29 protein-coding genes are annotated in these 23,521 nt (G+C 66.1%); 2 read left to right on the top strand and 27 right to left on the bottom strand.

Features of this window, described 5'->3' with window-relative positions; genetic code table 11:
- Positions 1-14: 14 nt before the first annotated feature.
- The 23 genes from rplR to AB0P11_RS08265 all read right to left on the bottom strand — a co-directional run bounded on the left by rplR (position 15) and on the right by AB0P11_RS08265 (position 16,390).
- The gene (rplR, locus tag AB0P11_RS08375) at positions 15-374 is read right to left on the bottom strand and encodes a 50S ribosomal protein L18 (RefSeq protein WP_053097476.1); all 360 of its coding nucleotides are present in this window, start codon (positions 372-374) and stop codon (positions 15-17) included.
- A 2-nt stretch (positions 375-376) separates the two neighbouring features.
- The gene (gene rplF / locus AB0P11_RS08370) at positions 377-913 is read right to left on the bottom strand and encodes a 50S ribosomal protein L6 (RefSeq protein ID WP_053097477.1); all 537 of its coding nucleotides are present in this window, start codon (positions 911-913) and stop codon (positions 377-379) included.
- A 6-nt stretch (positions 914-919) separates the two neighbouring features.
- Positions 920-1,318 carry a 30S ribosomal protein S8 gene (gene rpsH, locus AB0P11_RS08365; RefSeq protein WP_045253835.1) on the bottom strand — a complete coding sequence of 133 codons (399 nt, stop codon included), beginning with the start codon at positions 1,316-1,318 and terminating at the stop codon, positions 920-922.
- A gap of 120 nt (positions 1,319-1,438) precedes the next feature.
- The gene (gene rplE / locus AB0P11_RS08360; protein ID WP_053097478.1) at positions 1,439-2,029 is read right to left on the bottom strand and encodes a 50S ribosomal protein L5; all 591 of its coding nucleotides are present in this window, start codon (positions 2,027-2,029) and stop codon (positions 1,439-1,441) included.
- A complete protein-coding gene (gene rplX / locus AB0P11_RS08355; protein WP_045253837.1) occupies positions 2,029-2,388 on the bottom strand; it encodes a 50S ribosomal protein L24 in 360 nt (119 codons plus the stop codon). The genes rplE and rplX overlap by 1 nt, the downstream gene beginning before the upstream one ends.
- A gap of 3 nt (positions 2,389-2,391) precedes the next feature.
- The gene (rplN, locus tag AB0P11_RS08350; RefSeq protein ID WP_053097479.1) at positions 2,392-2,760 is read right to left on the bottom strand and encodes a 50S ribosomal protein L14; all 369 of its coding nucleotides are present in this window, start codon (positions 2,758-2,760) and stop codon (positions 2,392-2,394) included.
- The gene (gene rpsQ / locus AB0P11_RS08345) at positions 2,757-3,074 is read right to left on the bottom strand and encodes a 30S ribosomal protein S17 (protein ID WP_053097480.1); all 318 of its coding nucleotides are present in this window, start codon (positions 3,072-3,074) and stop codon (positions 2,757-2,759) included. The genes rplN and rpsQ overlap by 4 nt, the downstream gene beginning before the upstream one ends.
- On the bottom strand, positions 3,074-3,391 hold the full coding sequence (rpmC, locus tag AB0P11_RS08340; protein ID WP_017829202.1) for a 50S ribosomal protein L29: 318 nt from the start codon (positions 3,389-3,391) through the stop codon (positions 3,074-3,076). Before rpmC ends, rpsQ begins: the two co-directional genes overlap by 1 nt.
- On the bottom strand, positions 3,391-3,810 hold the full coding sequence (rplP, locus tag AB0P11_RS08335; RefSeq protein WP_053097481.1) for a 50S ribosomal protein L16: 420 nt from the start codon (positions 3,808-3,810) through the stop codon (positions 3,391-3,393). The genes rpmC and rplP overlap by 1 nt, the downstream gene beginning before the upstream one ends.
- Entirely contained in the window at positions 3,810-4,565 is a 756-nt protein-coding gene (gene rpsC / locus AB0P11_RS08330) for a 30S ribosomal protein S3 (protein ID WP_363521209.1), read from the bottom strand. The genes rplP and rpsC overlap by 1 nt, the downstream gene beginning before the upstream one ends.
- The gene (rplV, locus tag AB0P11_RS08325) at positions 4,565-4,963 is read right to left on the bottom strand and encodes a 50S ribosomal protein L22 (RefSeq protein WP_053097482.1); all 399 of its coding nucleotides are present in this window, start codon (positions 4,961-4,963) and stop codon (positions 4,565-4,567) included. The genes rpsC and rplV overlap by 1 nt, the downstream gene beginning before the upstream one ends.
- A gap of 25 nt (positions 4,964-4,988) precedes the next feature.
- Complete coding sequence (rpsS, locus tag AB0P11_RS08320; protein WP_017829205.1) at positions 4,989-5,270, bottom strand: 30S ribosomal protein S19; 282 nt, start codon at positions 5,268-5,270, stop codon at positions 4,989-4,991.
- A 12-nt stretch (positions 5,271-5,282) separates the two neighbouring features.
- Positions 5,283-6,122: a 50S ribosomal protein L2 gene (gene rplB / locus AB0P11_RS08315; RefSeq protein ID WP_053097483.1), complete on the bottom strand. Its 840-nt coding sequence runs from the start codon at positions 6,120-6,122 to the stop codon at positions 5,283-5,285.
- A 20-nt stretch (positions 6,123-6,142) separates the two neighbouring features.
- A complete protein-coding gene (gene rplW, locus AB0P11_RS08310) occupies positions 6,143-6,466 on the bottom strand; it encodes a 50S ribosomal protein L23 (protein WP_053097484.1) in 324 nt (107 codons plus the stop codon).
- A complete protein-coding gene (gene rplD, locus AB0P11_RS08305; RefSeq protein ID WP_053097485.1) occupies positions 6,463-7,125 on the bottom strand; it encodes a 50S ribosomal protein L4 in 663 nt (220 codons plus the stop codon). Before rplD ends, rplW begins: the two co-directional genes overlap by 4 nt.
- Positions 7,126-7,127: 2 nt before the next feature.
- A complete protein-coding gene (gene rplC / locus AB0P11_RS08300; RefSeq protein WP_053097486.1) occupies positions 7,128-7,787 on the bottom strand; it encodes a 50S ribosomal protein L3 in 660 nt (219 codons plus the stop codon).
- Positions 7,788-7,795: 8 nt separating this feature from the next.
- Entirely contained in the window at positions 7,796-8,104 is a 309-nt protein-coding gene (rpsJ, locus tag AB0P11_RS08295) for a 30S ribosomal protein S10 (protein WP_017201594.1), read from the bottom strand.
- Between the two features lie 864 nt (positions 8,105-8,968).
- Positions 8,969-9,181, bottom strand: a complete 213-nt coding sequence (locus tag AB0P11_RS08290) for a hypothetical protein (protein WP_053099214.1) — start codon at positions 9,179-9,181, stop codon at positions 8,969-8,971.
- 137 nt (positions 9,182-9,318) lie between these two features.
- Positions 9,319-10,269: a M23 family metallopeptidase gene (locus tag AB0P11_RS08285; protein ID WP_295102471.1), complete on the bottom strand. Its 951-nt coding sequence runs from the start codon at positions 10,267-10,269 to the stop codon at positions 9,319-9,321.
- Positions 10,270-10,337: 68 nt separating this feature from the next.
- Positions 10,338-10,844: a hypothetical protein gene (locus AB0P11_RS08280; RefSeq protein ID WP_295102469.1), complete on the bottom strand. Its 507-nt coding sequence runs from the start codon at positions 10,842-10,844 to the stop codon at positions 10,338-10,340.
- 79 nt (positions 10,845-10,923) lie between these two features.
- Positions 10,924-12,435: a sugar transferase gene (locus AB0P11_RS08275; RefSeq protein WP_363521204.1), complete on the bottom strand. Its 1,512-nt coding sequence runs from the start codon at positions 12,433-12,435 to the stop codon at positions 10,924-10,926.
- 69 nt (positions 12,436-12,504) lie between these two features.
- A complete protein-coding gene (locus AB0P11_RS08270) occupies positions 12,505-14,244 on the bottom strand; it encodes a DUF4012 domain-containing protein (RefSeq protein WP_363521201.1) in 1,740 nt (579 codons plus the stop codon).
- A 73-nt stretch (positions 14,245-14,317) separates the two neighbouring features.
- Positions 14,318-16,390, bottom strand: coding sequence for a hypothetical protein (locus AB0P11_RS08265; protein ID WP_363521198.1), 2,073 nt, complete (start codon positions 16,388-16,390; stop codon positions 14,318-14,320).
- A gap of 128 nt (positions 16,391-16,518) precedes the next feature.
- On the opposite strand from AB0P11_RS08265, the gene AB0P11_RS08260 reads away from it, so the two are divergent.
- Together AB0P11_RS08260 and AB0P11_RS08255 are read left to right on the top strand one after the other, a co-directional pair.
- Positions 16,519-17,685, top strand: coding sequence for a glycosyltransferase (locus tag AB0P11_RS08260; protein WP_363521195.1), 1,167 nt, complete (start codon positions 16,519-16,521; stop codon positions 17,683-17,685).
- Complete coding sequence (locus AB0P11_RS08255) at positions 17,682-18,647, top strand: glycosyltransferase family 1 protein (protein ID WP_363521193.1); 966 nt, start codon at positions 17,682-17,684, stop codon at positions 18,645-18,647. Before AB0P11_RS08260 ends, AB0P11_RS08255 begins: the two co-directional genes overlap by 4 nt.
- Here the strand turns inward: AB0P11_RS08255 and AB0P11_RS08250 are convergent, their stop codons facing one another.
- The 4 genes from AB0P11_RS08250 to AB0P11_RS08235 form a co-directional block, all read right to left on the bottom strand.
- Positions 18,648-19,754: a glycosyltransferase gene (locus AB0P11_RS08250; protein WP_363521190.1), complete on the bottom strand. Its 1,107-nt coding sequence runs from the start codon at positions 19,752-19,754 to the stop codon at positions 18,648-18,650. It abuts the gene before it with no gap.
- Positions 19,751-20,854: a hypothetical protein gene (locus AB0P11_RS08245; RefSeq protein WP_363521188.1), complete on the bottom strand. Its 1,104-nt coding sequence runs from the start codon at positions 20,852-20,854 to the stop codon at positions 19,751-19,753. Before AB0P11_RS08245 ends, AB0P11_RS08250 begins: the two co-directional genes overlap by 4 nt.
- Before the next feature lie 71 nt (positions 20,855-20,925).
- Positions 20,926-22,605 carry an ATP-binding cassette domain-containing protein gene (locus AB0P11_RS08240; protein ID WP_363521186.1) on the bottom strand — a complete coding sequence of 560 codons (1,680 nt, stop codon included), beginning with the start codon at positions 22,603-22,605 and terminating at the stop codon, positions 20,926-20,928.
- Positions 22,606-22,633: 28 nt separating this feature from the next.
- Complete coding sequence (locus tag AB0P11_RS08235; protein ID WP_363521183.1) at positions 22,634-23,485, bottom strand: ABC transporter permease; 852 nt, start codon at positions 23,483-23,485, stop codon at positions 22,634-22,636.
- Positions 23,486-23,521 lie beyond the last annotated feature (36 nt).

The raw sequence follows: 23,521 nt of genomic DNA, 5'->3' as shown, positions 1-23,521 counted from the left end.
CTCCTTGTTGTCACTCACAGTGCCAGACCCCCTTCGCGGGCGCCGTCGGCGATGGCGGCGACACGACCGGCGTAGCGGTTTCCGCCACGGTCGAACACTGCCTCGGAAACGCCGGCAGACTTCGCACGCTCGGCGAGAAGCTCGCCGACCTTGCGGGCCTTGGCGGTCTTGTCACCCTCGAGCGAACGCAGGTCGGTCTCGAGCGTCGATGCCGACGCGACGGTGTGACCCTTGCTGTCGTCGACAAGCTGCACGAAGACGTGGCGAGCCGAGCGGTTGACGACGAGGCGCGGACGCGCCTCGGTGCCGACGACCTTCTTGCGAAGGCGGGCATGACGACGCGCGCGGGCGTCAGACTTTGACTTGAGAGCCATGGTTACTTACCACTCTTTCCGGCCTTGCGACGCACGACCTCGCCGGCGTAACGCACGCCCTTGCCCTTGTACGGCTCGGGCTTGCGGATCTTGCGGATGTTCGCAGCTGCCTCGCCGACAGCCTGCTTGTCGATACCACTGACGGTGAGCTTGTTGGTGCCCTCGACCGTGAGCGTGATACCGGCGGGCGGGTCGATGAGGACCGGGTGCGAGAAGCCGAGGGCGAACTCGACCGAGCTGCCCTTCTGAGCGACACGGTAACCGGTTCCGACGACCTCGAGACCCTTGGTGTAGCCCTGGGTCACGCCGATGATGTTGTTGTTGATGAGCGTGCGGGTCAGGCCGTGAAGCGACCGGGACTCACGCTCGTCGTCGGGACGGGTGACGAGAACCTGGTTCTCCTCGACCGCGACCTCGATGGGCTTGGCGACCGTCAGGGTGAGCTCACCCTTGGGGCCCTTCACCGCGACCTCACGGCCGTCGACCGAGATGGTCACGCCCGCGGGAACGTCGATGGGAAGTCGTCCAATACGCGACATTTTCGATTACCACACGTAGGCGAGAACTTCTCCGCCCACGCCCTTCTGCTCTGCCTGACGGTCAGTGAGGAGACCGGAGGAGGTGGACAGGATGGCCACGCCGAGTCCGCCGAGGACCCTGGGCAGCTCGGTGGACTTCGCGTAGACGCGGAGGCCGGGCTTCGACACGCGCTTGATGCCCGCGATCGAACGCTCACGGTTGGGGCCGTACTTCAGCTGCAGGGTGAGGTTCGATCCGACGCGAGCGTCAGTCGTCTCCCATCCAGCGATGTAGCCCTCCTGCTGGAGGATCTCGGCGATGTGCGTCTTGAGCTTGCTCGACGGCAGGGTCACGGAGTCGTGATGCGCCGAGTTCGCGTTGCGCAGACGGGTCAGCAGATCTGCGACCGGGTCTGTCATTGTCATTGTTGTTTTCCTTTGTTCATGAGGTTCCGGCTGCCGTTACACGACAGACGGCCTGCGATGACACGCAATCTTCAATTGTACGGGATCGGGCGGGGCGCTGTGCGCCCCGCCCGAAACCGCTTACGCCTGGGCGTCTTCCGTACGGAAGGGGAAGCCGAGGTGACGAAGAAGCGCGCGACCTTCGTCGTCCGTCTTCGCGGTGGTGACGACGGTGATGTCGAAACCGCGAACCCGGTCGATCTTGTCCTGATCGATCTCGTGGAACACGCTCTGCTCCTGGAGACCGAAGGTGTAGTTGCCGTTTCCGTCGAACTGCTTGCCCGAGAGGCCGCGGAAGTCGCGGATGCGGGGCAGAGCGAGCGAGACGAGACGGTCCAGGAACTCCCACGCACGGTCACCGCGGAGGGTGACGTGTGCGCCGATGGCCTGGCCCTCGCGCAGCTTGAACTGCGCGATCGACTTGCGGGCCTTCGTGACGAGCGGCTTCTGACCGGTGATCTTGGTGAGATCGTCGATCGCGCCGTCGATCACCTTGCTGTCGCGGGCCGCTTCACCGACACCGGTGTTCACGACGACCTTGACCAGACCGGGGATCTGCATCACATTGGTGTAGCCGAACTCATCCTGCAGCTTCTGCTGGATCTCGGCCTTGTACTTCGCCTTCAGGCGGGGCTGGATCTTGCCAGCCACCGCAGCGTCGGTGGTTGCCATCAGAGGTCCTTACCTGACTTCTTCGCGTACCGCACACGGACGGTGCGCTTGACGCCGTCCTTGGTCTGCTCCTCGACCCGGTGGCCGACCTTGGTCGGCTTCTTGGTCGAGGGGTCGACGAGTGCGACGTTCGAGATGTGGATGGAGGCCTCGACAGTCTCGAGGCCGCCCGTCTTGGTGCCACGCTGCGTCTGTCCGACGCGCGTGTGCTTGGTGACGTAGTTCACGCCTTCGACGATGACGCGGTTCTTGTCGGACAGGATCTCGAGGACCTTACCCTGCTTGCCGCGGTCGCCGCCACGCTCCTGCGTGGCTCCGGTGATGACCTGAACCAGGTCACCCTTCTTGATCTTCGCCATGACTTAAATAACCTCCGGCGCCAGCGAGACGATCTTCATGAACTTCTTGTCACGAAGCTCGCGACCGACCGGTCCGAAGATACGGGTGCCGCGGGGCTCCCCGTCGTTCTTCAGGATCACGGCGGCGTTCTCGTCGAACTTGATGTACGAGCCGTCGGGACGACGCGTGGACTTGACCGTGCGGACGATGACGGCCTTGACCACATCGCCCTTCTTGACGTTGCCGCCGGGGATCGCGTCCTTGACGGTCGCGACGATCGTGTCACCGAGTCCGGCGTAACGACGGCGCGAGCCGCCGAGCACACGGATGGTGAGCAGTTCCTTCGCGCCGGTGTTGTCGGCGACCTTGAGGCGGGATTCCTGCTGGATCACTTGGCCTTCTCCAGAATCTCCACCAGACGCCAGCGCTTCGTGGCGCTGAGCGGGCGGGTCTCGTTGATCAGGACGAGGTCGCCGATGCCGGCGGAGTTCGCCTCATCGTGCGCCTTGACCTTCGAGGTGCGGCGGATGACCTTGCCGTAAAGCGGGTGCTTCACGCGGTCCTCGACCTCGACCACGATGGTCTTGTCCATCTTGTCGCTGATGACGTAGCCACGACGCGACTTGCGGTACCCACGGGCATCCGCATCGCGAACATCGTGCTCTGCGTGCTCAGCCTCGACGGCAGCTTCCTTCTTGGTGGCCATCACTCAGCCTCTTCCTTCACGGCGTCGTCAGCGGAGTCCGCCTTCTTCGCCTTCGACTTGGTCGCCTTCTTGGCCGGAGCCTCGACCGGAGCGGGCGTCGCACGGATGCCCAGCTCGCGTTCGCGGATCACGGTGTACAGGCGCGCGATGTCGCGCTTGACGGCGCGGATGCGGCCGTGGCTCTCCAGCTGGCCGGTGGCCGACTGGAAACGGAGGTTGAACAGCTCCTCCTTGGCCTTACGCAGCTCCTCAACGAGGCGCTGGTCTTCGAACGTGTCGAGCTCTGCCGGAGCGAGCTCCTTGGTGCCGATCGCCATTACGCGTCGCCCTCCTCGCGCTTGATGATGCGTGCCTTCAGCGGCAGCTTGTGGATTGCTCGGGTGAGGGCCTCGCGAGCGAGCTCCTCATTGACGCCTGCGACCTCGAAGAGGACGCGACCCGGCTTGACGTTGGCGACCCACCACTCGGGGGAACCCTTACCGGAACCCATGCGGGTCTCGGCAGGCTTCTTGGTGAGGGGGCGGTCGGGGTAGATGTTGATCCACACCTTTCCACCACGCTTGATGTGACGCGTCATCGCGATACGAGCGGACTCGATCTGACGGTTGGTCACGTAAGCGGGGGTGAGGGCCTGGATGCCGAAGTCGCCGAAGGAGACCTTCGTGCCACCGGTGGCCTGGCCATCACGCTTGGGGTGATGCTGCTTGCGGTACTTGACCTTGCGGGGAATAAGCATCAGGCAGACGCTCCTTCTGCGACAGGGGCCTCGTTGCGCGGCGCGCGGCGGCGGTCGCCACCACGGTCGTCACGACGGGACTTCGGGGCGTTGGCCTGCTCGCGAGCAAGCTCCTTGTTGGTCAGGTCACCCTTGTAGATCCAGACCTTCACGCCGATGCGGCCGAAGGTGGTCTTCGCCTCGTAGAAGCCGTAGTCGATGTTCGCGCGCAGCGTGTGCAGCGGCACACGACCCTCGCGGTAGAACTCCGAGCGGCTCATCTCGGCGCCGCCGAGGCGGCCGGAGACCTGGATGCGGATGCCCTTGGCGCCAGCGCGCTGCGCGCCCTGGAGACCCTTGCGCATCGCACGACGGAACGCCACGCGAGCAGACAGCTGCTCGGCGATGCCCTGTGCGACGAGCTGAGCGTCAGCCTCGGGGTTCTTGACCTCGAGGATGTTCAGCTGGATCTGCTTGCCCGAGAGCCTCTCGAGGTCGCCGCGGATGCGCTCGGCCTCGGCGCCACGACGACCGATCACGATGCCCGGACGGGCGGTGTGGATGTCGACGCGGACGCGGTCACGGGTGCGCTCGATCTCGATGTTCGAGACACCGGCGCGGTCGAGCTGCGTCTTCAGCAGGTTGCGGATCTTGATGTCCTCGGCGACGTAGTCGGCGTAACGCTGACCCGGCTTCGTCGAGTCCGAGAACCAACGCGACACGTGGTCCGTGGTGATGCCGAGGCGGAAGCCGTACGGGTTTACTTTCTGTCCCATTACTTGCTCGCCTTCTTGTTGCTGTCGCTTGCAGCGGCCGGAGCCGCCTCAGGCGTCGAGAGCACGACCGTGATGTGGCTCGTGCGCTTCTTGATCTGGAAAGCGCGACCCTGTGCACGAGGCTGGAAACGCTTGAGCGTCGTCCCCTCGTCTACGTAGGCGTTAGCCACGTACAGGTCCTGCTCGTCGAGGTACTCGCCGTCACGATCCGCCTTGACCTGTGCGTTGGCCATGGCCGACGCGACAAGCTTGTAGATCGGCTCACTGGCGCTCTGCTGTGCGAACTTCAGGATCGCCAGAGCCTCCTGGGCCTGCTTGCCCTTGATGAGCGCGACGACACGACGAGCCTTCTGAGGGGTCACGCGGATGTGTCGCACGCGTGCGATGGACTCCACCATTTCTCTCTCCTCTATCGCCACCGCGTCAGCGGCGGCGGCCCTTCTTGTCGTCCTTCTCGTGGCCGCGGAAGGTGCGGGTGGGCGCGAACTCGCCCAGTTTGTGGCCGACCATGGTCTCGGACACAAACACGGGGATGTGCTTGCGACCGTCGTGGACCGCGATCGTGTGACCCAGCATGGCCGGGATGATCATGGACCGGCGAGACCAGGTCTTGATGACGTTCTTGGTGCCGGCTTCGTTCTGCACGACCACCTTGCGAAGCAGGTGATCGTCGACGAAGGGGCCCTTCTTAAGACTGCGAGGCATCTTCTCTTACTCCTACTTACGCTTCTTGCCGGCGTTACGACGACGCACGATGTACTTGTCGCTTTCCTTGTTGGCGTGACGGGTGCGACCCTCAGCCTGGCCCCACGGAGAGACGGGGTGACGTCCACCGGACGTCTTGCCCTCACCACCACCGTGCGGGTGGTCGACCGGGTTCATCGCGACACCACGGACGGTCGGGCGGACGCCCTTCCAGCGCATGCGGCCGGCCTTGCCCCAGTTGATGTTCGACTGCTCGGCGTTGCCGACCTCGCCGATGGTCGCGCGGCAGCGCGCATCGACGTTGCGGATCTCGCCCGAGGGCAGACGCAGCTGGGCGAAGTTGCCATCCTTGGCCACGAGACGGACGGATGCACCGGCCGAACGTGCCATCTTCGCGCCGCCACCGGGACGGAGCTCGATCGCGTGGATGACGGTACCCGTCGGGATGTTCTTCAGCGGGAGGTTGTTGCCCGGCTTGATGTCGGCACCAGCACCCGACTCGACGACGTCGCCCTGCTTCAGCTTCGCCGGCGCGAGGATGTAGCGCTTCTCGCCGTCGAAGTAGTGCAGCAGCGCGATGCGTGCCGTGCGGTTGGGGTCGTACTCGATGTGAGCGACGCGGGCGTCGACGCCGTCCTTGTCATTGCGACGGAAGTCGATGACACGGTACTGGCGCTTGTGGCCACCACCGATGTGACGGGTCGTGATGCGGCCCTGGTTGTTGCGACCACCGGTCTTCGAGAGCGGGCGCAGCAGCGACTTCTCCGGCGTCGATCGGGTGATCTCGGCGAAGTCAGCCACCGACGAGCCGCGACGGCCCGGGGTCGTGGGCTTGTACTTGCGAATAGCCATTATTGTCCTTATCCCCCGGATCAGCCGATTGCCGTGAAGATGTCGATGGTGCCCGACTTCAGGGTCACGATGGCGCGCTTGGTGTCCTTGCGCTTGCCGGTGCCGAAGCGGGTGCGACGAGCCTTGCCGACGCGGTTGAGGGTGTTGACCCCTGCGACCTTGACGCCGAAGATCTTCTCGATGGCGAGCTTGATCTCGGTCTTCGAAGCGCGCGGGTCCACGAGGAAGGTGTACTTACCCTCGTCGATGAGACCGTAGCTCTTCTCGGACACGACCGGCTTCAGGATGACGTCGCGCGGGTCCTTGTTCAGGGCCGTCTGGAGAACAGATGCCTGCTCGCTCATGCGGAGACCTCCTGGTTGGCGCCGGACTTCGAGGCGATGAAGCCCTCGATCGCGGCCTGGGTGAAGACGATGTCGTCGGAGACGAGAACGTCGTAGGCGTTGAGCTGGTCGAACGTCAGAACGTGAACGTTGCTGAGGTTGCGGATGCTCTTGAGCGCGAGCTCGTCGTTGCGCACGATGACGACCAGGACGTTCTTCGACGTGGCGACCTGCGAGAGGAAGCTCACGGCTGCCTTCGTCGAGGGGGCGCCATCGGTGCCGAACGTGTCGATCACGTGCAGACGGTCCCCGCGGAAGCGATCGCTGAGTGCACCACGGAGGGCTGCGGCGATCATCTTCTTGGGGGTGCGCTGCGAGTAGTCGCGCGGCTTGGGGCCGTGCACGATTCCACCACCGGTCATGTGCGGCGCGCGGATCGAACCCTGACGGGCGTTACCCGTGCCCTTCTGCTTGAAGGGCTTGCGGCCTGCACCCGAGACCTCACCGCGACGCTTGGTCGAGTGGGTTCCCTGGCGAGCCGCCGCGAGCTGCGCGACGACGACCTGGTGGATGAGCGGGATGTTCGTCTTGGCGTCGAACAGTTCGGCGGGAAGCTCGATCGAGCCAGCCTTCTTGCCGTCTGCCTTGAGGACGTCAAGCGCGAGAGTGGAGTCAGCCATGATCAGGCACCCTTCACTGCGTTGCGGACGTAGACGATGCGACCACGAGCACCGGGGACGGCGCCCTTGACGAGCAGCAGACCCTTCTCGATGTCGACGGCGTGCACCGTGAGGTTGAGGACGGTCACGCGCTCGCCACCCATACGGCCGGCCATGCGCATGCCCTTGAAGACGCGGCTCGGGGTCGACGATGCGCCGATGGAGCCGGGCTTGCGGTGGTTGCGGTGCGAACCGTGCGAAGCCGAGACGCCCTTGAAGTTGTGACGCTTCATGACACCGGCGAAGCCCTTGCCCTTGCTCGTGCCGACGACGTCGACGAGCTGACCGGCTTCGAAGGTGCCGTCGACCGTGAGCTCCTGGCCCAGCGAGTAGTCAGCGGCATCCGCGGTGCGGATCTCGGTGACGTGACGACGCGGCGTGACGCCGGCGGCCTCGAAGTGGGCGGTCAGCGGCTTGTTCACCTTGCGCGGGTCGATCTGGCCGTACGCGATCTGCACGGCGTTGTAGCCGTCCTTCTCGGGGGTACGGATCTGCGTGACCACGTTCGAGGCGAGCTCGATGACGGTGACGGGAACGAGCTTGCCGTTCTCGTTCCACACCTGGGTCATACCGAGCTTGGTGCCGAGCATGCCCTTGGAAATCTTGGAGTTGATGTCAACCATGTCCGACCTCAGAGCTTGATCTCGATGTTGACATCGGCAGGCAGGTCGAGACGCATCAGCGAGTCGACAGCCTTCGGCGTCGGGTCGACGATGTCGATCAGACGCTTGTGGGTGCGCATCTCGAAGTGCTCGCGGCTGTCCTTGTACTTGTGGGGCGACCGGATGACGCACACGACGTTCTTCTCGGTCGGAAGGGGCACGGGGCCGACGACTGTTGCGCCCGCACGGGTCACGGTGTCGACGATCTTGCGTGCGGACGTGTCGATGACCTCGTGGTCATACGACTTCAGGCGAATGCGGATCTTCTGTCCCGCCATTGTCTGCTCTCTCTCTTTAAGCGTCTTACCGACCTGGGCCGGGTGACCCAGGGGCATTGGACGCACGTCGGCGCTGTTCGCGCCTCGGCACTCGAACGGCTCTCGCGAGTCGATCTGCTGCACCACTGTTCTGCTGTCATCCCGCACGCCTCGGCGAGCGGATGTCCGACCTCCGCCGCGCACGGCGAAGCCCTCGTGATGAAGATGTCGGGATCGTTCTGCCACCCGCGGCCTAGGTCCCTGCGCGTCTGCGCCGCCTATGCACTGTCGTGATGGTGATCCGGCTGACGCTGAGCGCGCCGGAATGTCGAACCTGTCTATTCTGCCACGGCCGATTTCACTTGCGCAAACCCGGGCGTGTCGCAGTCGCTGAGCATCCCCTGAGTGCGCACCCCAGCCGTCGGATCGGCGCCTCTGATCGACGCCGCCGACGACCCCTCAGCGCGCTGAGGAGAGCGGGGCGAGGCATCCCCATGCCTCGCCCCGCTTGGGGAGGGCGTTCAGTGCGAGGGGGCACACCGAACGCGAGGACTCCGGCGTGAAGGGACGCCGGGTTCCTCGACCGAGGGCGCGGCGAAAAGACCGCCGCGCGGGCGGGAAGACGTCTGAGCGCACAGAGTGCGCGCGTCGCACGATGATCCCCAAAATCGTTATCCCCAGTTTGACGCGGCGAACCGCGTGAATTCGGGAAGTCGAACCCCTTCGACATCCCTGATCGCAAGTTCCCCAGGCGATCGTCATCCATTCTAAGGGAACCCGGTCGTGAAACGCGATACCGGCGGGCCGAATACTTGGTGCCGCACGCAGAGGAGCGGCGACTCCCCGGTGGGGGGAGTCGCCGCTCTGCGTCTCAGACGCGTGGTCTCACTCGTTGCCGACGGCCTTGTCGGCGCTGTCGCGGATCTCGTCGATTTTGTCAGCGGCACCCGGTGCGATCTTCTTGGCGAAGTCGGCGACGCCGTCGAGCACCTTGTCGCTGATGTCTTCCGCCTGCTCGCTCTTCACTGCCTCGGCGATCTTGTCCTTGTTCTGCTCGTACAGATCCTTGCCCTTGTTGACAGTCTCATCGATACCCATGCGGGCCCCCTTGTGTGCGTTCTGATGCGGCGGATCCCCGACGCACGTTCATTCTGCACGCAACGGGTGATGGGCGGAAGTATTTCAGGCGGGGACGCCGCTGCCGTGGACTCGCGCGCCCGCGAGGGACATGCACCCTACGACTGCCAGAAGTTCTTCTTGACTGTCACCTCCTGCACCTTGATGCCCGGGTTCAGGGCACGGATCTGCGCGTACAAGCGGAGCGGGCCGGACAGGAAATAGGGAAGCGCATACTGACCGAAAGTCTGAGAGTTCGCCGCGGTATCGCGCGTCGCGGGAATCTCGACCACGGGCTGCGCGGCAGCCCCCACTTTGGCACCAGAGCCGTTGAGCACATCCGCAATCACGCGAAGCTGGAAGCCGTGGGTGACTCCGGTCGCGCTCAGGTAGATGGTGATGTCGCCTGTTTCTTTAATGGTCGAACCCGTGGTCGCCAAATAGTACTGCCCTGGTGTCACGCGGATCGGGGTCCAGACGCCATGAGGCACCACGGTGTTCCATGCGTACGTCGTCGACTGATGAAGGGGCACGGGATCCTCCGCTGGGGGCTGAGATGGCTCGACTTCGACGTAGTTCTCGAAGTCGACCGAGTTGGTGAATCCCAGCTGGAGCGGCGTGCCGCCGATCCAGAGGGAGACGTGGACATGGGGGCCGTAACCGGTTTCGCTGCCGAAACCGGACGCGCCCGAGTAGGCGATCACCTGTCCGCGAGCGACTCGTGCGCCCAACGGAACCGTGCTCGACTGCAGGTGCAGATAACGAATGTAGTTGCCGTCGTCTGCCCGGAGCGCCAGGTAGCGTCCGGTCGCGGTCGTCGTCGAATCCTTCCGGTCGACGATCACTCCGTTCGCGGCCGCCCTGATCTGCGTGCCGGTGATGACCGCATAGTCGGTGCCCGGCTCGCCCGAGGGCGGATTCCGGTTCTTGTGCCCCTGCCAGGAGCTCGAGATGCGGACTTCGCCGCACGGCCGAAGGTAGGCTCCCGCCGCGGTCGCGCTGAGACCCGGCGAGAACAGGTCCCACCCCACGGCGGAAGCCCCGACGACCCCGCCGGCGGCGATCAGCATCGCGCGCCGAGAGAGGAGCGGCTGTGGTGAGCGGCTCGCCGAGGGCTCAGCGTCCCCCGCGTCGCACACTAGCGGTCGCCGCCTTCGTTCTCGCCGCGGATCAGGTTCTCGATCTGCTCCTCCGGGAGTGGCTCGAGCGATGCCGACGACATGCCGAGCTCAGGCGCGGAGGGCGAGCCTCCGATCGTGCACTGGGCCTGCGCCTCGAGCCCGGAGGCCTGCGCCGGAACCAGCACGAGCCATTCTGGAGTGACCGACCGCTTCTCGATGCGGGTGTCTTCGATGGTGAAGGCGACGTCGGCGGGGAATGCCGAGAGCGTCGCGTCGATGCAGATCTGCGCCAGCTCGTCGCTGGCGAACCCGCCGAAGTCATCAGCCGGCGCCTGCGTGGGCTCCGGGCTGGCCGAGGGGTCGGGAGTGGGGTCTGCGGCCGAGGGGCTGGGATCGGGAGTCGAGGCCGTCGAGGTCGGCACCGGGCTCGACGCGCTCGGCAGCGCAGCGCAACCCGAGGCACCACCGACGAGGAAGACGACCAGAGCACTCGCGGCGACACACCGAGCAAGGGGGGATCTCATGATTTTGAATGTACCCAGCGACGAGCCTCAGCCGTGGATGCGACGCGGACAGTCGCCGGGAATCTTCGGCGACCCGCGTTCAGTGCGCGGTGGAACCGGGGGCGACCACCGTGCGAACCGTGCGGAACAGGATGATGAGGTCTTGCATGAGCGACCAGTTCTCGACGTAGTACAGGTCGAGGCGGATGGTCTCCTCCCACGACAGCGACGAGCGTCCGCTCACCTGCCAGAGTCCGCTCATGCCGGGCTTGACGAGCAGGCGGCGATGAGCGAAGTCGTCGTAGAGCGCTACTTCCGTGGCACGCTGGGGCCGCGGTCCTACGAGACTCATGTGCCCGAGGAACACATTGACCAGCTGAGGCAGCTCGTCGATGGAGTGCCTGCGGAAGAAGCGCCCGACCTTTGTGATGCGCGGATCGTCGTTGATCTTGAACAGCGGCGTTCCTGCATCGCCCTGCAGATCGAGGAGGGTCGCCAGCTGATCGTCGGCGTCCGCCACCATCGATCGGAACTTCAGCATGCCGAAGGTGCGCCCTCCGCGGCCGATCCGTTCCTGACGGAAGAAGATGCCCCCGGGTCCGTCGATACGGATCGCGATGGCGGCGATCAGGAAGACCGGCGACATGACCACGAGCAGCAGCGAGGAGCCGACGATGTCGAAGGCCCGCTTGAGGAAGCGCTTGGCACCTTCCATACGCGGGAAGTCGACGTGCACGAGAGGCAGACCGGCGACGGGCGTCGCATGCATACGAGGTCCGGCGATATCGGTGAGCACCGGGGCCATGATGAGCTGGATGTCGCGGTCGGACACCGAATATCCCAGGCGGCGCATCGTCAGTGGGTCGAGATCATCGGACCCGACGATGATCAGCGCATCGAAGCGCACCTCGTCGAGCACTCTCTCGACGTTCGCGATGTCGCCGAGCACCTCGAAGCCCGAGATGTCGGCAGCGGAGGTGGTCTCGGTGATCACCCCGAGTATCTCGTACCCGCTGCTCTTGGCACGCCGGATCTCGCGTCCCACGAGGGCGACCTTCGACGGCTCGCCGATCACCACCGCCCTGTGCAGATACCGCCCCGTCTTCTGCCGCCCACGCAGCCACTGTCGGCACATCCACCGCGACAGCAGGAGCAGCACGAGTCCGAGGGGGAAGACGACCGCGACGAGCGCGCGCGAGACCTCCATGCCGAGGAAGAACGCGATGGCGACGGTGACCGCGAACACGGCGACCGATGCGTTGACGATGCGGCGGTACTCATCCGCTCCGTGCCCGACCGTGTGACGGTCGCGGGAATCGGTCGCGTCGAGAGCAATCAGCCAGAGGATGCCGATCACCGCGAGCACCAGGAGATAGGACACTCGGGGCCCCCCCGGCCAAAAGACACCGGTCAGCAACCCGGGAAGCACGATGAGGGAAGAGATGATCAGCGTGAGCAGGACGACGACGACGTCGTTGTAGAAGAGACGACTCGCGTAGAGCCGAGTCCATGCGACTCGCCGGGCTTTCTTCATCTGCACCGGGGCGGTGTTCCTCGGCTCACGCGCGGCGCTGGAGCCACCGTGCTCGAGTTGAACGACGAAGACACTCACCCCCCTTGACTGCGCTGACGCCAGAACGCGTGCAAGTATATCGGGCTGCCGCCGAGCCGGGGATAGACCTCAGCCGGTGCAGTCGTCGGTGACTACGGGCTTCTCTCCCCGCACCATCGGGTTCGTCTGCACCGCGAGCGGTCCGTAATCGCCGTCTGATCCTACGAACGTCGCCGTCACATCGATCGAGTCCCCTGGGTCGAACCACGCCTCGAACGCGACGACCGGTCGGCCGAGGTCATCGATGTCGCGGTGCATGACCGACACCTCGTCGCCGTTGAAGGTGGCGTCGCTCAGGGTCGTTCCCGGAGGACCGTAGATGAAGATCCAGTCACGGAAGCGGGCGCCGAAGGTCATGCTCTGCACATAACGGGGCAGCGCCTCGGCCTGACGTTGGGTCAGCGGCAGCGTGAGCGAACCCGTGGCTGTGAACGTCGTGTTGCCCGCCTCACAGATCGCCGTGGCCGTCGTCGCGGTCTCCGTGAAGTAGTCGATCTTCGAGCCGTTGCTGTTGTTGAAATAAATGCCGACAGTCGTCGTATCGGAGTTGACCGTCGGGAGCACTCCGCTGATCCTGGCGCCTTCGATCGCGTCGGCCACCTGCTCGTCATCGCTCCAGACGAGCACGCTGCCCTGCGACGCGCTCTCCGTGATCGCCCACAGCATGTCTTTCGGATCGAAGTCCCCGGTCGCGATCTTGTCGAACACGGCCGCCGCCGTATCGGCGAAGAATCCATCGACGCGCTCGGGCTCCTTGTAGGAGTCCCAGCGCCCATAGACCTCGCTGAGCAGCAGCGACACCGCGTTCTCTTCGGACAGAACCTCACCCGAAGCGAGCTCGATCGGCCCTGTCGCCTTGAGGATCCGAGACAGTGCAAGAGGGTCGATCGAGATCACGCCGGCGATCTCGTCGTCGGCGATGTCACGCTGCCACCAGGCGCGCATGATCTTCGCCGCGGTAGGGAAGTCGGGGCGGCTCATGCTCGTGTTGATGTGGTCGACGAGATAGCTCGTGTAGAGCTCGATGGCGTTCGGGGGCACGTCGACGTCGACGGCGACGCCGTTCTGGTAATTGCCGCTGTCGCCCTGCGCCCCGATCGAGATCGAGCCCTCATCGACCTTCACGAGAGTCTGTGCGGCAGCGCTGCCGCCGAGGGCGAGCGTCTCGGCGTTGTTCTGGAAGACGAGCAGGTAGTTGCGCTCGCCGTCGCCTCCGAGCAGTTCCGGAAGGACGCCGATCATGGGGGCGGCCGTCGACATCACCTCGTCGACCTGATCGACCCCCTCGCGCACCACCGAGACGAGGAAGGGCGACTGGGAAACGGACTCCAGGCCGTCAGCGAGCCCGATGATGTGCTGCGCCTGGTCGTCGGTGGCATCGAGAAGCCGCTCCGTGATCGATCCGGTGGAATCCTCGTCACCCATCACGGGCACCGCGACACCGTTGACGAGAGCATCGAGCGACTGTGCCGCAAGGCGCACCCCCTTGAGGTTGTCGCCCACGACGGGGATCCACTCCATGACCCGCCACACCGGATCGGATGCTGCTGCGCCAGCGCTGGCCGCACTCTCTGACAACCGAGGGAGTACTTCGTCGACGTCGACGTCGCCGCCCTGGATCTCCGTGATGAGGTCTTGGCTCTCGACGAGCCCATCCTTCACCGTGATGGCACGCAGCCCGACCCAGCACACGGCGACAAGGAAGGCGATGATGACCAGGATGACAACGGTCCAGATTCGGCGCCGCCTACGCTGACGGCCCGGCTGCTGTTCATCGATGCCCTGCGCATCCTGACGAGCTGCGCTCATGGACGACGTACCTTTCGTGCGGGAATGATCTGGTGAATTGTACCGGCGGCGCCTGGGGCCGCCTCGGCGGCACTCACTCGGCCACCGAGGAGATGAAGATCGGAGACGCGCCGAGAGTCAGCGTGACCCCGCCGTCTTCCGGCTCGACCGTCTCCGTGTTTCCGGACATATCTGTGACGTTGAGAGGGACGTCTGACGCGAAGGTGCGCTGCACCTCGCCCTGCTTCGCCCACGCGATGCGCGTCTCGTCGCCTTCCGACCCGAACACCTCCACCGTGGTCGTGTCGTCGGATTCATCCGAGGCGAAGGCCTTGTCGCGCAGCTGTGTGATCATCAGCGCCTGAGCGAAGGCCCCGGGCTTCGGAGCCAGAGCGACGACGTCCGCTCGCGGCGAGTTCTCGTAGAGTCCGAAGTTCGACTCCCCCGCGGCGGGGTCGGCAGCGTCGTTGACGAGGTCGTACCAGAAGTACTTCTCCACGCCGTTTGCAAAGGCAAGGGCCTGGTTGCGCACCATCATCTGCCCCTGCTCGAGCACGGAGACCCCGTCGTAATGCGTGGGGAATCCCATCTCGGTGACCCACACAGGCCGCGTCTCCCCCGCGAACTCCTGCATGTCGGCGTAGGACTGCTGCACCGTGCCGGCGATCAGATCGGCGTCGCGATTGATCCACGACTCGTAGGGGTGGTAGCTCGCCGCGTCGGTCACGGCCATGCCGCCGGCCTGCCAGAACCCGGTGAACCACTCGCTGTCGTAGAGGGCGGTGGAGCCCGTGACGATGGGGAGGTCCGGATACGCCGTGCTGACGTGGTCGCGGACGGCCTGCGCGATCGGCACGTAGCAGGCGGGGGCCGGCCCGCAGGCCGTGTCGTTCTCGCGATGGTTGAACTCGTTCAGGACTTCGAGACCGACGAGATCGAACCGGTCGGCGACGGCCTTCGCATAGGCGCCGTATGCCTGGATCGCCGCCTCGTTGCCCGGCGCCTTCCTGGCACCGTAGAGCCTGTTGCCGTACACGACGAGGCCCAGCAGCTTCACGTCGTTCGCGTGCATGCGCTCGAACTCGCGCACATAGTTCTGGTCCCACACGTACTGGCCGGCGACCTTCTCGTTCCGCTCCCACGAGATGTCGTTGCGCACCTCGGCGAAGCCGATCGCGGCCGCCAGAGATCCGGTGCCGATGAAGGCCTCCTTCTCGACGTGGGCTCCCACGCCGAAGCGCCCGTCCTGGCTCATCGAGAAGCCGTCGGCGTCGATCACTGCGACGTCCGTCTGGATCTGCCGCCCGGAGGAGTCGTTGACGGCGACGGTGTAGTGCCCCTGAGTCACGCCGGTCAACGGCAGGGCGGAGAGAGGGCCTGCGGACCCGAACTCGCCGGTGATCGGCTCACCGCCGGCCGTCGATGTGGCGCTCCACTGCACGGGTCCCTCAGCGAGGGAAACGGCGAGAACCGCGGATTCATCCGTCATGACGAGTGAGTCGTTGACGATGCCCGCCGGAGTCTGCACGGCTTCGAAGGAGCCGTTGGGCACGAGGTTGTCGGTGCCGGCCGCGGTGATCGACACGTCGTCGATCCCGAACCCGCGCACGGCACCGGAGAGCACGACATCCAACGTCGATGCGGCGGGCTGATCGGCCGTCGAGGTGAACGGGAACTCGATCGTCTCCCATTCCGCATCCAGCTCGGGAAGCGTGAAGGTCTGGCCCCCCGCGGTCAGGCGAACACCGGTCTCGGTCTTCTCCTCGGCGAGCACCCGCACCGAGGCGCTGAGCGTGTACTCCGTGTCCGGCGCGAGTGCGACGGGAGCGGTGGCGGCGACGATGTCCGCGTCGTCAGCGGGGGCATCCACCCGCAGAGACACAGCGCCCTGCGCGGCGTCGCCGACTTCGGGCAGAACCGCGCCGACCACTCTGCGGTCTGCAAGTGTCCATCCGTCGACCGATGCGCGTGCCACATTCGTCACCGGAACCACGGCCGGCGACTCGGTGACGACCGGCTCGGGAGAAGCCTCAGGAGAGGCATCGGCGCGAGGCTGCGCCTGCTGCCCGGAGATGACCATCACAGCAGCGGCACCTCCTCCGACAAGGAGCACGGTGACCGCGCTCGCGATGATTATCGTCTTCTTCGTCGCGCGCAGCGCCATCATGCCCTTCCCCCGGAATGTTCGGTTTACAACATATCGGGTCGAAGTCGAGACGAAGCTGACAGCCCGCGGCGGCTGGCGCTCCGAGAACTTCCCTAGACTCGACGCATGCGTGCAGAGGCTCCACCGACATGGCGCGCCCGCGTGCCCTTTGGTGCGAGGTCGACGCCGTGAGCGGTGTGCTGGTGCACGAATGGCTCGCTCCGAGAGGCGGCTCCGAGAACGTCTTCGAGGCTCTGAGCGAGGTGTTCCCCGACGCGGCGCGCTATTGCCTGTGGAACGACAGCGAGGGCCGCTTCGTCGTCGACGGCGAGACCTGGCTGGCTCGCACACCGCTGCGCGGACGGAAGGCCGCGGCGGTCGGGCTGATGCCGCTCGCCTGGCGGACGCTCCCCCGCGTCGACGCGGAGTGGATCCTCACGAGCTCGCACCTCTTCGCGCACCACGCGAGATTCGCGGGCGCCGGGCGCAGCGCTCCGAAGCTCGTGTACGCACACACCCCGGCACGCTACATCTGGAACCCCGAGCTCGATGTGCGCGGCAACACGTTGGCCGCGAGGGCCGCTGCGACGCTGCTGAAGGGGCTGGATCGACGGAGGGGCCAGGAGCCCGTCGCGATCGCCGCGAACAGCGTGTTCGTGCAGAAGCGCATCGCCGAGGCATGGCATCGCGAGAGCACGGTGATCCACCCTCCCGTCGATGTGACCGGCTTCCTCCGCTCACCGCAACCGGACGAAAGGGACCAGGACGCGCTCGCGCAGTTGCCCCAGACCTTCCTCCTCGGCTTCTCGCGGTTCATCCCCTACAAGCGACTCGACCTCGTGATCGAGGCCGGCATCGCCGCCGACGTGCCGGTCGTGCTCGCGGGTGCGGGACCGCATGAGGATCGTCTGCGCTCGTTCGCCGAGGAGCGCGCCCCGGGTCGGGTCTTCTTCGTGAGGTCGCCGGGAGCGGAGCTCTACCGCGCGCTGCTGCAGCGCTGCACCGCGCTCGTCTTCCCTGCGGTCGAGGATTTCGGCATCGTTCCGGTCGAGGCCATGGCTGCAGGTCGACCGGTGATCGCCGCACCCGTGGGCGGCACGACCGAGACCATCGTCGAAGGCACCACCGGCGCGTTCGTCGAGAGCTGGACGCGCGACGAGCTGCGCCGAGCCGTCGAGGTGGCCGCCGCTGTCTCACCCGACGCGTGCCGCGCGCAGGCGATGAAGTTCTCCGAAGCGGTGTTCGCGGATCGCATCAGGGAGTGGGTGGCGGAGTCGGTCGACGGCGCACACCCGTCGGAAGCGAGGAGCGCATGACCGTTCTCGTGGATGACCGATACCGCGGCGCACACGGCATCGGCCGCTACGCCGCAGAGGTCCTCCCCCGACTGTCCCTGCCCTGGGAACCCCTGCACCTCGGTGGGACACCGTTCTCCGCGGTCGATGCGATCCGCCCTGTGGGTGCCGCCGCCGCTCCCAGCGCTCTCGTCTATTCGCCCGGCTACGGCGCGCTCATGCGTGCTCGAAAGCAACTGCTCACGCTGCACGATCTCATCCAGTTGAGCAGCCCGGGGCTCGGGCGGTGGAAGTTCGCCGCCTACTACTCCGGCCCGATCAGGAACGTCGTGCGCAGAGCCGGTGTCGTGCTGACGGTCTCCGAGACATCGGCTCGAGCGCTCCGCTCATGGGTGAACGACGACGACGTCGAGATCGTGAACGCGGGCAACGGATGCTCGGATGCGTTCCACCCGCGCGCAGGCACGTCGGAGCAGTCTGACCCCTACGTCCTGTTCGTCGGCAACGGCCGTGCCCACAAGAACCTCGACGTCGTGCTCGACGCCCTGGCCTCGGCGCGCGACGTTCGCCTGGTCGCCGTCGTGCCCGAGCGCGAGATCGCCGCCCTCGACGCCAGGGCGGCGCACCGGCGCGTCGACACGAGAGTGCGCTGGGTGAGTGGCGTCGACGACGAGAAGCTGGCGGACCTCTACCGGGGCGCGGCGGCCACGGTGATGCCCTCGACCCTGGAAGGGTTCGGTCTTCCCGCATTGGAGTCGATTCGCTGCGGAACGCCGGTCGTGTACTGGGCCGGGTGCGAATCGGTCGCGGAGATCGTCGAAGATCGCGGTCACGCGGTGACCTCCCCTGACGATGCGCAGGAGTGGGCGAGCGCGCTGACCGAGGCGGTGGTCACCGAGCGACGGGTCGTTCCGCCCGACGGCTACGACTGGAACCGCACCGCGGCGATCATCTCGGACACGATCACCAGACTGCTCGACTGACTACGCTCGGCGTCGCCGGACCGACCGGAGAAACTCCTCCAGCGAATCGGTCTTGTGCTCCCACGAGGCGGAGGACGCAGCCTGACCACCGGCACGATTCGGTGACGGGTGCCCCAGGGCGCGCTCCAGCGCGGCATCCGCGTCGCCGACGTCGGTGTACACCTCTATGCCGAGATCGGGTGAGGCGCGGAGGCCGGGCGTCTCGCGCGCCACGACGGCGAGACCTGCCGCGAGATACTCGTAGAGCTTCATCGGGCTCCGACCGGCGTTGAGGGGACTGTCGGATAGCGGCAGGAGGCCGACGCGCGCCGTGTGCAGCAGCGCCGGAACGTCGGCGTAGGGGACGGGGCCGACGACGTCGACGTTCGACGGCACGGGCCGCGGCGGTCGGCGGTCGGGGCCGGCGATGACGAACTCGACCTCTGGCCGCGCTCGGGCCCAGGCCTCGACGCGCTCCCAATCGAAGCGATCGTCGAGCGCCCCGACGTAGACGCACCGCGCCGGACGGGGACGATCCTCGGCAGCCGGCTGTGTGAAGCGTGCGACCTCAGCCCCGTTGCTCAGCACGAGCGAGGGGACGTTCAGCGCTCCGAGCCCTTGCAGGACCTCGTCGGAGGTGGCGACGACACCGTCGACCTCGGCGAGTATGCGCCGCTGCAGCGCGTTCTTCAGCCCACCGGCGTACAGATCGGTGGGTCGATAGATCACGCGCTCCGAGAGCGATCGCACGGAGCGGTCCCAGAGAAGTGGCTGATCGATGAGCACGGCGTCGAATCCTGCGGAGATGCCCGCACGCTCCAGCATCCGAGCCACGCTGGGGGCTCCGACCGGCGCCGGCAGGATCGTGCGCGGGACGACCTGGAGGACCCCGTCGTCGTCTCGCCGAGCGCGGCGCGGCACGCCTGCCAGCTGCTGTCTGTCCACTCGTCCGGTCAGCCGATGCACGAGGGAGATCGGAGTGCTCAGATGCACGACGTCCGCTCCACGCTGGGAGAGCACACGAGCGTAGTGGTGACTGCCGACCCGGAAGGCGCCGAACGGATGGCTGTGCGAGAGGAACAGGATGCGAGCGGGCGAGGCGCCCGCTCGCCCCGTGGCATCGGTCATGCTCGCGCCCTGCGCACGGCGTCACGGATCTCGTGCTGGATGCCCTCGAGAGTCGCCGCCGCGTGACGCACGCGTTCGGAGACCTCCGATGCGCGCTCCGGCGTCGGCAGAAGCGCAGCGAGCATACGAGTCGGATCGCTCGCAGACGAGTCGACGGAGACGCCGTGCAGTCCGATGGCGGCGAAGGCCTTCGTGATCTTCATCGTGGGGCCGGGAACCAGTTCGAGCGGAACCGCCCCGCTCAGAGCGGCGAGCACGAGCACATGCATGCGGTCGCTGATGACGATCCGCGCCGCGTCGTAGCGTTGCCGGAGGCGCTCCTCCTGAGCCAGCGGATCGGTGTCGCCCCAGGCCTCGAACTCACCACCGAGCAGCTGTGCGAGCTCTCGCGCTCGACTCTCGTCCTCCCGCACCTGGACGACGGTACGGATGGAGAGGCCGGCGCGCTCAGCGGCCTCACGCACCGCAGCGAGCCAGTCTGCATCCGGCAGAGGACGCGCGCCGCGCAGACTCACCAGCAGCTCGGGGCGCTCGCCCCACGGGAGTCCGAGGCGCGAGCCGGCGGAGAATCCGATGTCCGGCGCGAGCCGACCGCATCGCGCGGTCCTCAGCGTCGCCTCGTCGCGCCACAGCGTCACCTGCGAGAGACGAGCTGCCAGGCGATGAATGGCGAGAGCGGGCTGCGACGGCGCGCGGATACCGCGCGGCGGACGGACGACGATCCCTCCCTTGAGACGGACGATGAGGGTCTCGACGAGGAAGACCAGCTCTCGCAGCCCGTTGCCTCGGTCGAGAGGGATCTCACCGGCTTCGAACACCAGCACGGGGCGACGAGGAGCGAGAACCAGCAGCCGGAGCCAGCGCGGCACGGATTTCTTTGTCCGCAGCACGATGGCCTCAGCAGGCAGGCCCAGCTGCCTCAGCCACACATCGGGCGCATCCCCCGTGTACGCGACCAGCTCGTCGCTCGTGCCCATCGACCACTCGAGGGTCTCGCGGCGGATCAGCGCGTCACCGATGTTGCCGGCGGGGCCGGTCAGCGACACGAAGGTTCGGGTCGCTCGGGACGCCTTGGACGATCGTGAATCCCGGCGGCGCATGAGGTAGATCTCCTCGCTCCTCCGTGGAGGACGGTTCTCGGATGCCCGCGGCAGTGAACATACCGTGACGATCAGGGGATGATGATTCCGGTTCCAGGGTCCGTGCCAGTGCCGGGGTCCGTGCCAGTTCCAGGATCCGTGCCGGTGCCCGGGTCCGTGCCGGTTCCGGGGTCCGTGCCTGGGTCGGTCGGCGGCGCCGGTGTCTCGGTCTCTCCGGGAGGCGCGGGGTCGGACGGAACGACCGGCTCGGGCTCCGGCTCGCTCGGCTGCGAGGGCCGCGGGACAGGCCGCGACTCCTCGTAGTCGGGTTCCTCGGTCTCGACCGGCAGCACGCGCGTGACCGTGACGGGTGCGCTGACTCGCACGCCATCCTCGTTCTCGGCGGTGACTGTGTAGACGACGCTCTCGGTCGCGCAGGAGAAGGGAACGGCACGATCGGTGAGATTCGCCGGCAGCGCTGCGGCGATAGGAAGCTCGAGCGCGTCGACCTGCGCATCTCCTGCCCCGATCGCCACACTCTCCGCGTCGTCGATCTGCCAGCTCAGCAGCACCTGTGCGTCTTCGGCCTCCTCGGAGGCACATTCGACTGTCGCGGTATTCGCGGTGAAGCTCTTGATCACGGGGTCCGCCGCAGGAGTGGACTGCTGAGGCGTCGGTCGCGTGGACGGTTCGGCTCCTGCCGGTGCCGCGACGCTGCTGAGCGTGCCGATGATCGCACCGGCGGCGACTGCGAGCAGCACGGCGACGCCGGAGAGCACCATCAGCAGGGCACTGCGCTTCCTCGTGCGCCTTTCGGCCCGACGGTGCCTGTCGCGCCGGGCGAGAGCGCGCGGCTCTCCGGCGTCGGACGAGATCGCGGCCGCCACGGGGGCACCGCTCGTCGACCGAGCGCCCTGCGGGTCATCAACGCCACTGGCATCGAAAGCGACGGTCACGGGCGCGTTCTTCGTCGAGGGCCTGGGCGCGGAGGCCGCACCGACGGCATTGGACCCCGGGTTCTTCGTCCAGTCGATGTATTCGGCGATGACGTCGTCAGTGGGGCCGTCGGCGATGAGCTCGCCCTTGTGCACCCACAGCACCCGCTCGCAGGTCTCCTTCAGCGAGCCGGTGGAGTGGCTGACGATCATCACGAGACCGGCGCTGGCACGCAGCTCGTTGATCCGCTTCTCGCTCTTGGTGCGGAATCGCCGGTCTCCCACGGCGAGCGCCTCGTCGATGAGGAGGATCGAGTGCGCTTTCGCCGATGCGATCGCGAATCGCAACCGTGCCGCCATGCCTGAGGAGTATGTGCGCATGGGGTGGTAGATGAAGTCGTTGAGCTCGGCGAAGTCGGCGATCTCGTCGACGTGCTCGGCCGCTTCCTCCGGTGTGAAGCCCATCGCCAGCAGTCCAAGGCGGATGTTGTTCTCGCCCGAGAGCTCGGGCACGAGAGCCGCGTTCACACCGAGAAGCACGGGGCGCTCTCGGGCGAAGATGCGCCCCTCCGAGGGCGGGATGAGACCGGTCATCGCCCGGAAAAGCGTCGACTTGCCCGAGCCATTGTGCCCGACGACGCCGATCGACTCGCCCTCTGATGCCGTGAAGCTCACCCCTCGCAGTGCGGGGACCGTTTGGAGGTCACGTCCTCCTCGGATCGAGCGCATACTCATCAACGATTCGCGGGCCGTCACCCTTTTACCCGACGCGTATACGCGGTAATCGATGTGCACGTCCTCAGCCACGATCATCGCGCGAGGCGTCTGATCGGCCATGGCTGACTGTTGTCCGGGAAGAAGAAGATCAGTCACTGAGGCCATACCTCGGTTCAGCCCGCCAGAAGTAGATCACGCCGCCGACGATCATTCCGAGTGCCCATATCGGAGCTGCGATCCACGCGAGCAGCGGAGCTGTGTACCCCTCGAGCAGTACGTCGCGTGCGATGGCAATGAACTCATAGATCGGGTTGAGGTGCACGATAGTCAGCAGCGTCGGGAGGTCGGCGAGCGCTCCATCGAGGTCGAAGAAAATGCCACTGGCGTAGAACAACACGCGGCTGATGATGGGCACAAGCTGCTGCACGTCACGCGTGCGCACTGAAATCCGGGAGACCACGAGGGCGACTCCGAGATTGAACACGCCCATAACCGCAAGAATCGGGATGACCAGCAGCCATGACCAGGCGATGGGTTCGCCGAGGATGAGCAGAAGGATGCCGAGCATCAAAACCACCGGGACCATCCGCATCGCCTGCTCGGCGATCACAGAGATCGGGAGCAGGATGCGCGGGAAGCCGAAGCTCTGGACGAGCTTGCTGTTGCTGGTGATCGACTTCGAGCCGCTGCCAAAGCAGCCTGTGAAGAACTCGAAGACGAAGACGCCGACGAGAAGAAACTGCACGTAGTTTTCGGGCCGGGCGGCACCCGAGAGGATGAAGTGGAAGATCACGCCATACGTGATCGCGAGCGAGAGCGGTTTGAGGACGATCCAGAGCACACCGAGGCGATTCGGCAACAGACCCGAGATCAGACGGCTGCCTGCCAGCCGCACTGCGAACGCGCGAAGTCGCCATGTTTCTGCCAGATAGCCGCCGAGCCGAGGGCGGGTTCCCACCTCGGTCAGACCGGCAACCGCGGGCGCAGCAATCGCTCCCATTCGGATTCCTCTACCTCTCTCTACCCCGACACGAGA

Source organism: Microbacterium sp. NPDC079176, from assembly GCF_040686675.1.
Lineage (GTDB): Bacteria > Actinomycetota > Actinomycetes > Actinomycetales > Microbacteriaceae > Microbacterium.
Note: the sequence above shows the minus strand (reverse complement) of the source record. Positions and strands in the feature narration are given on the sequence as shown.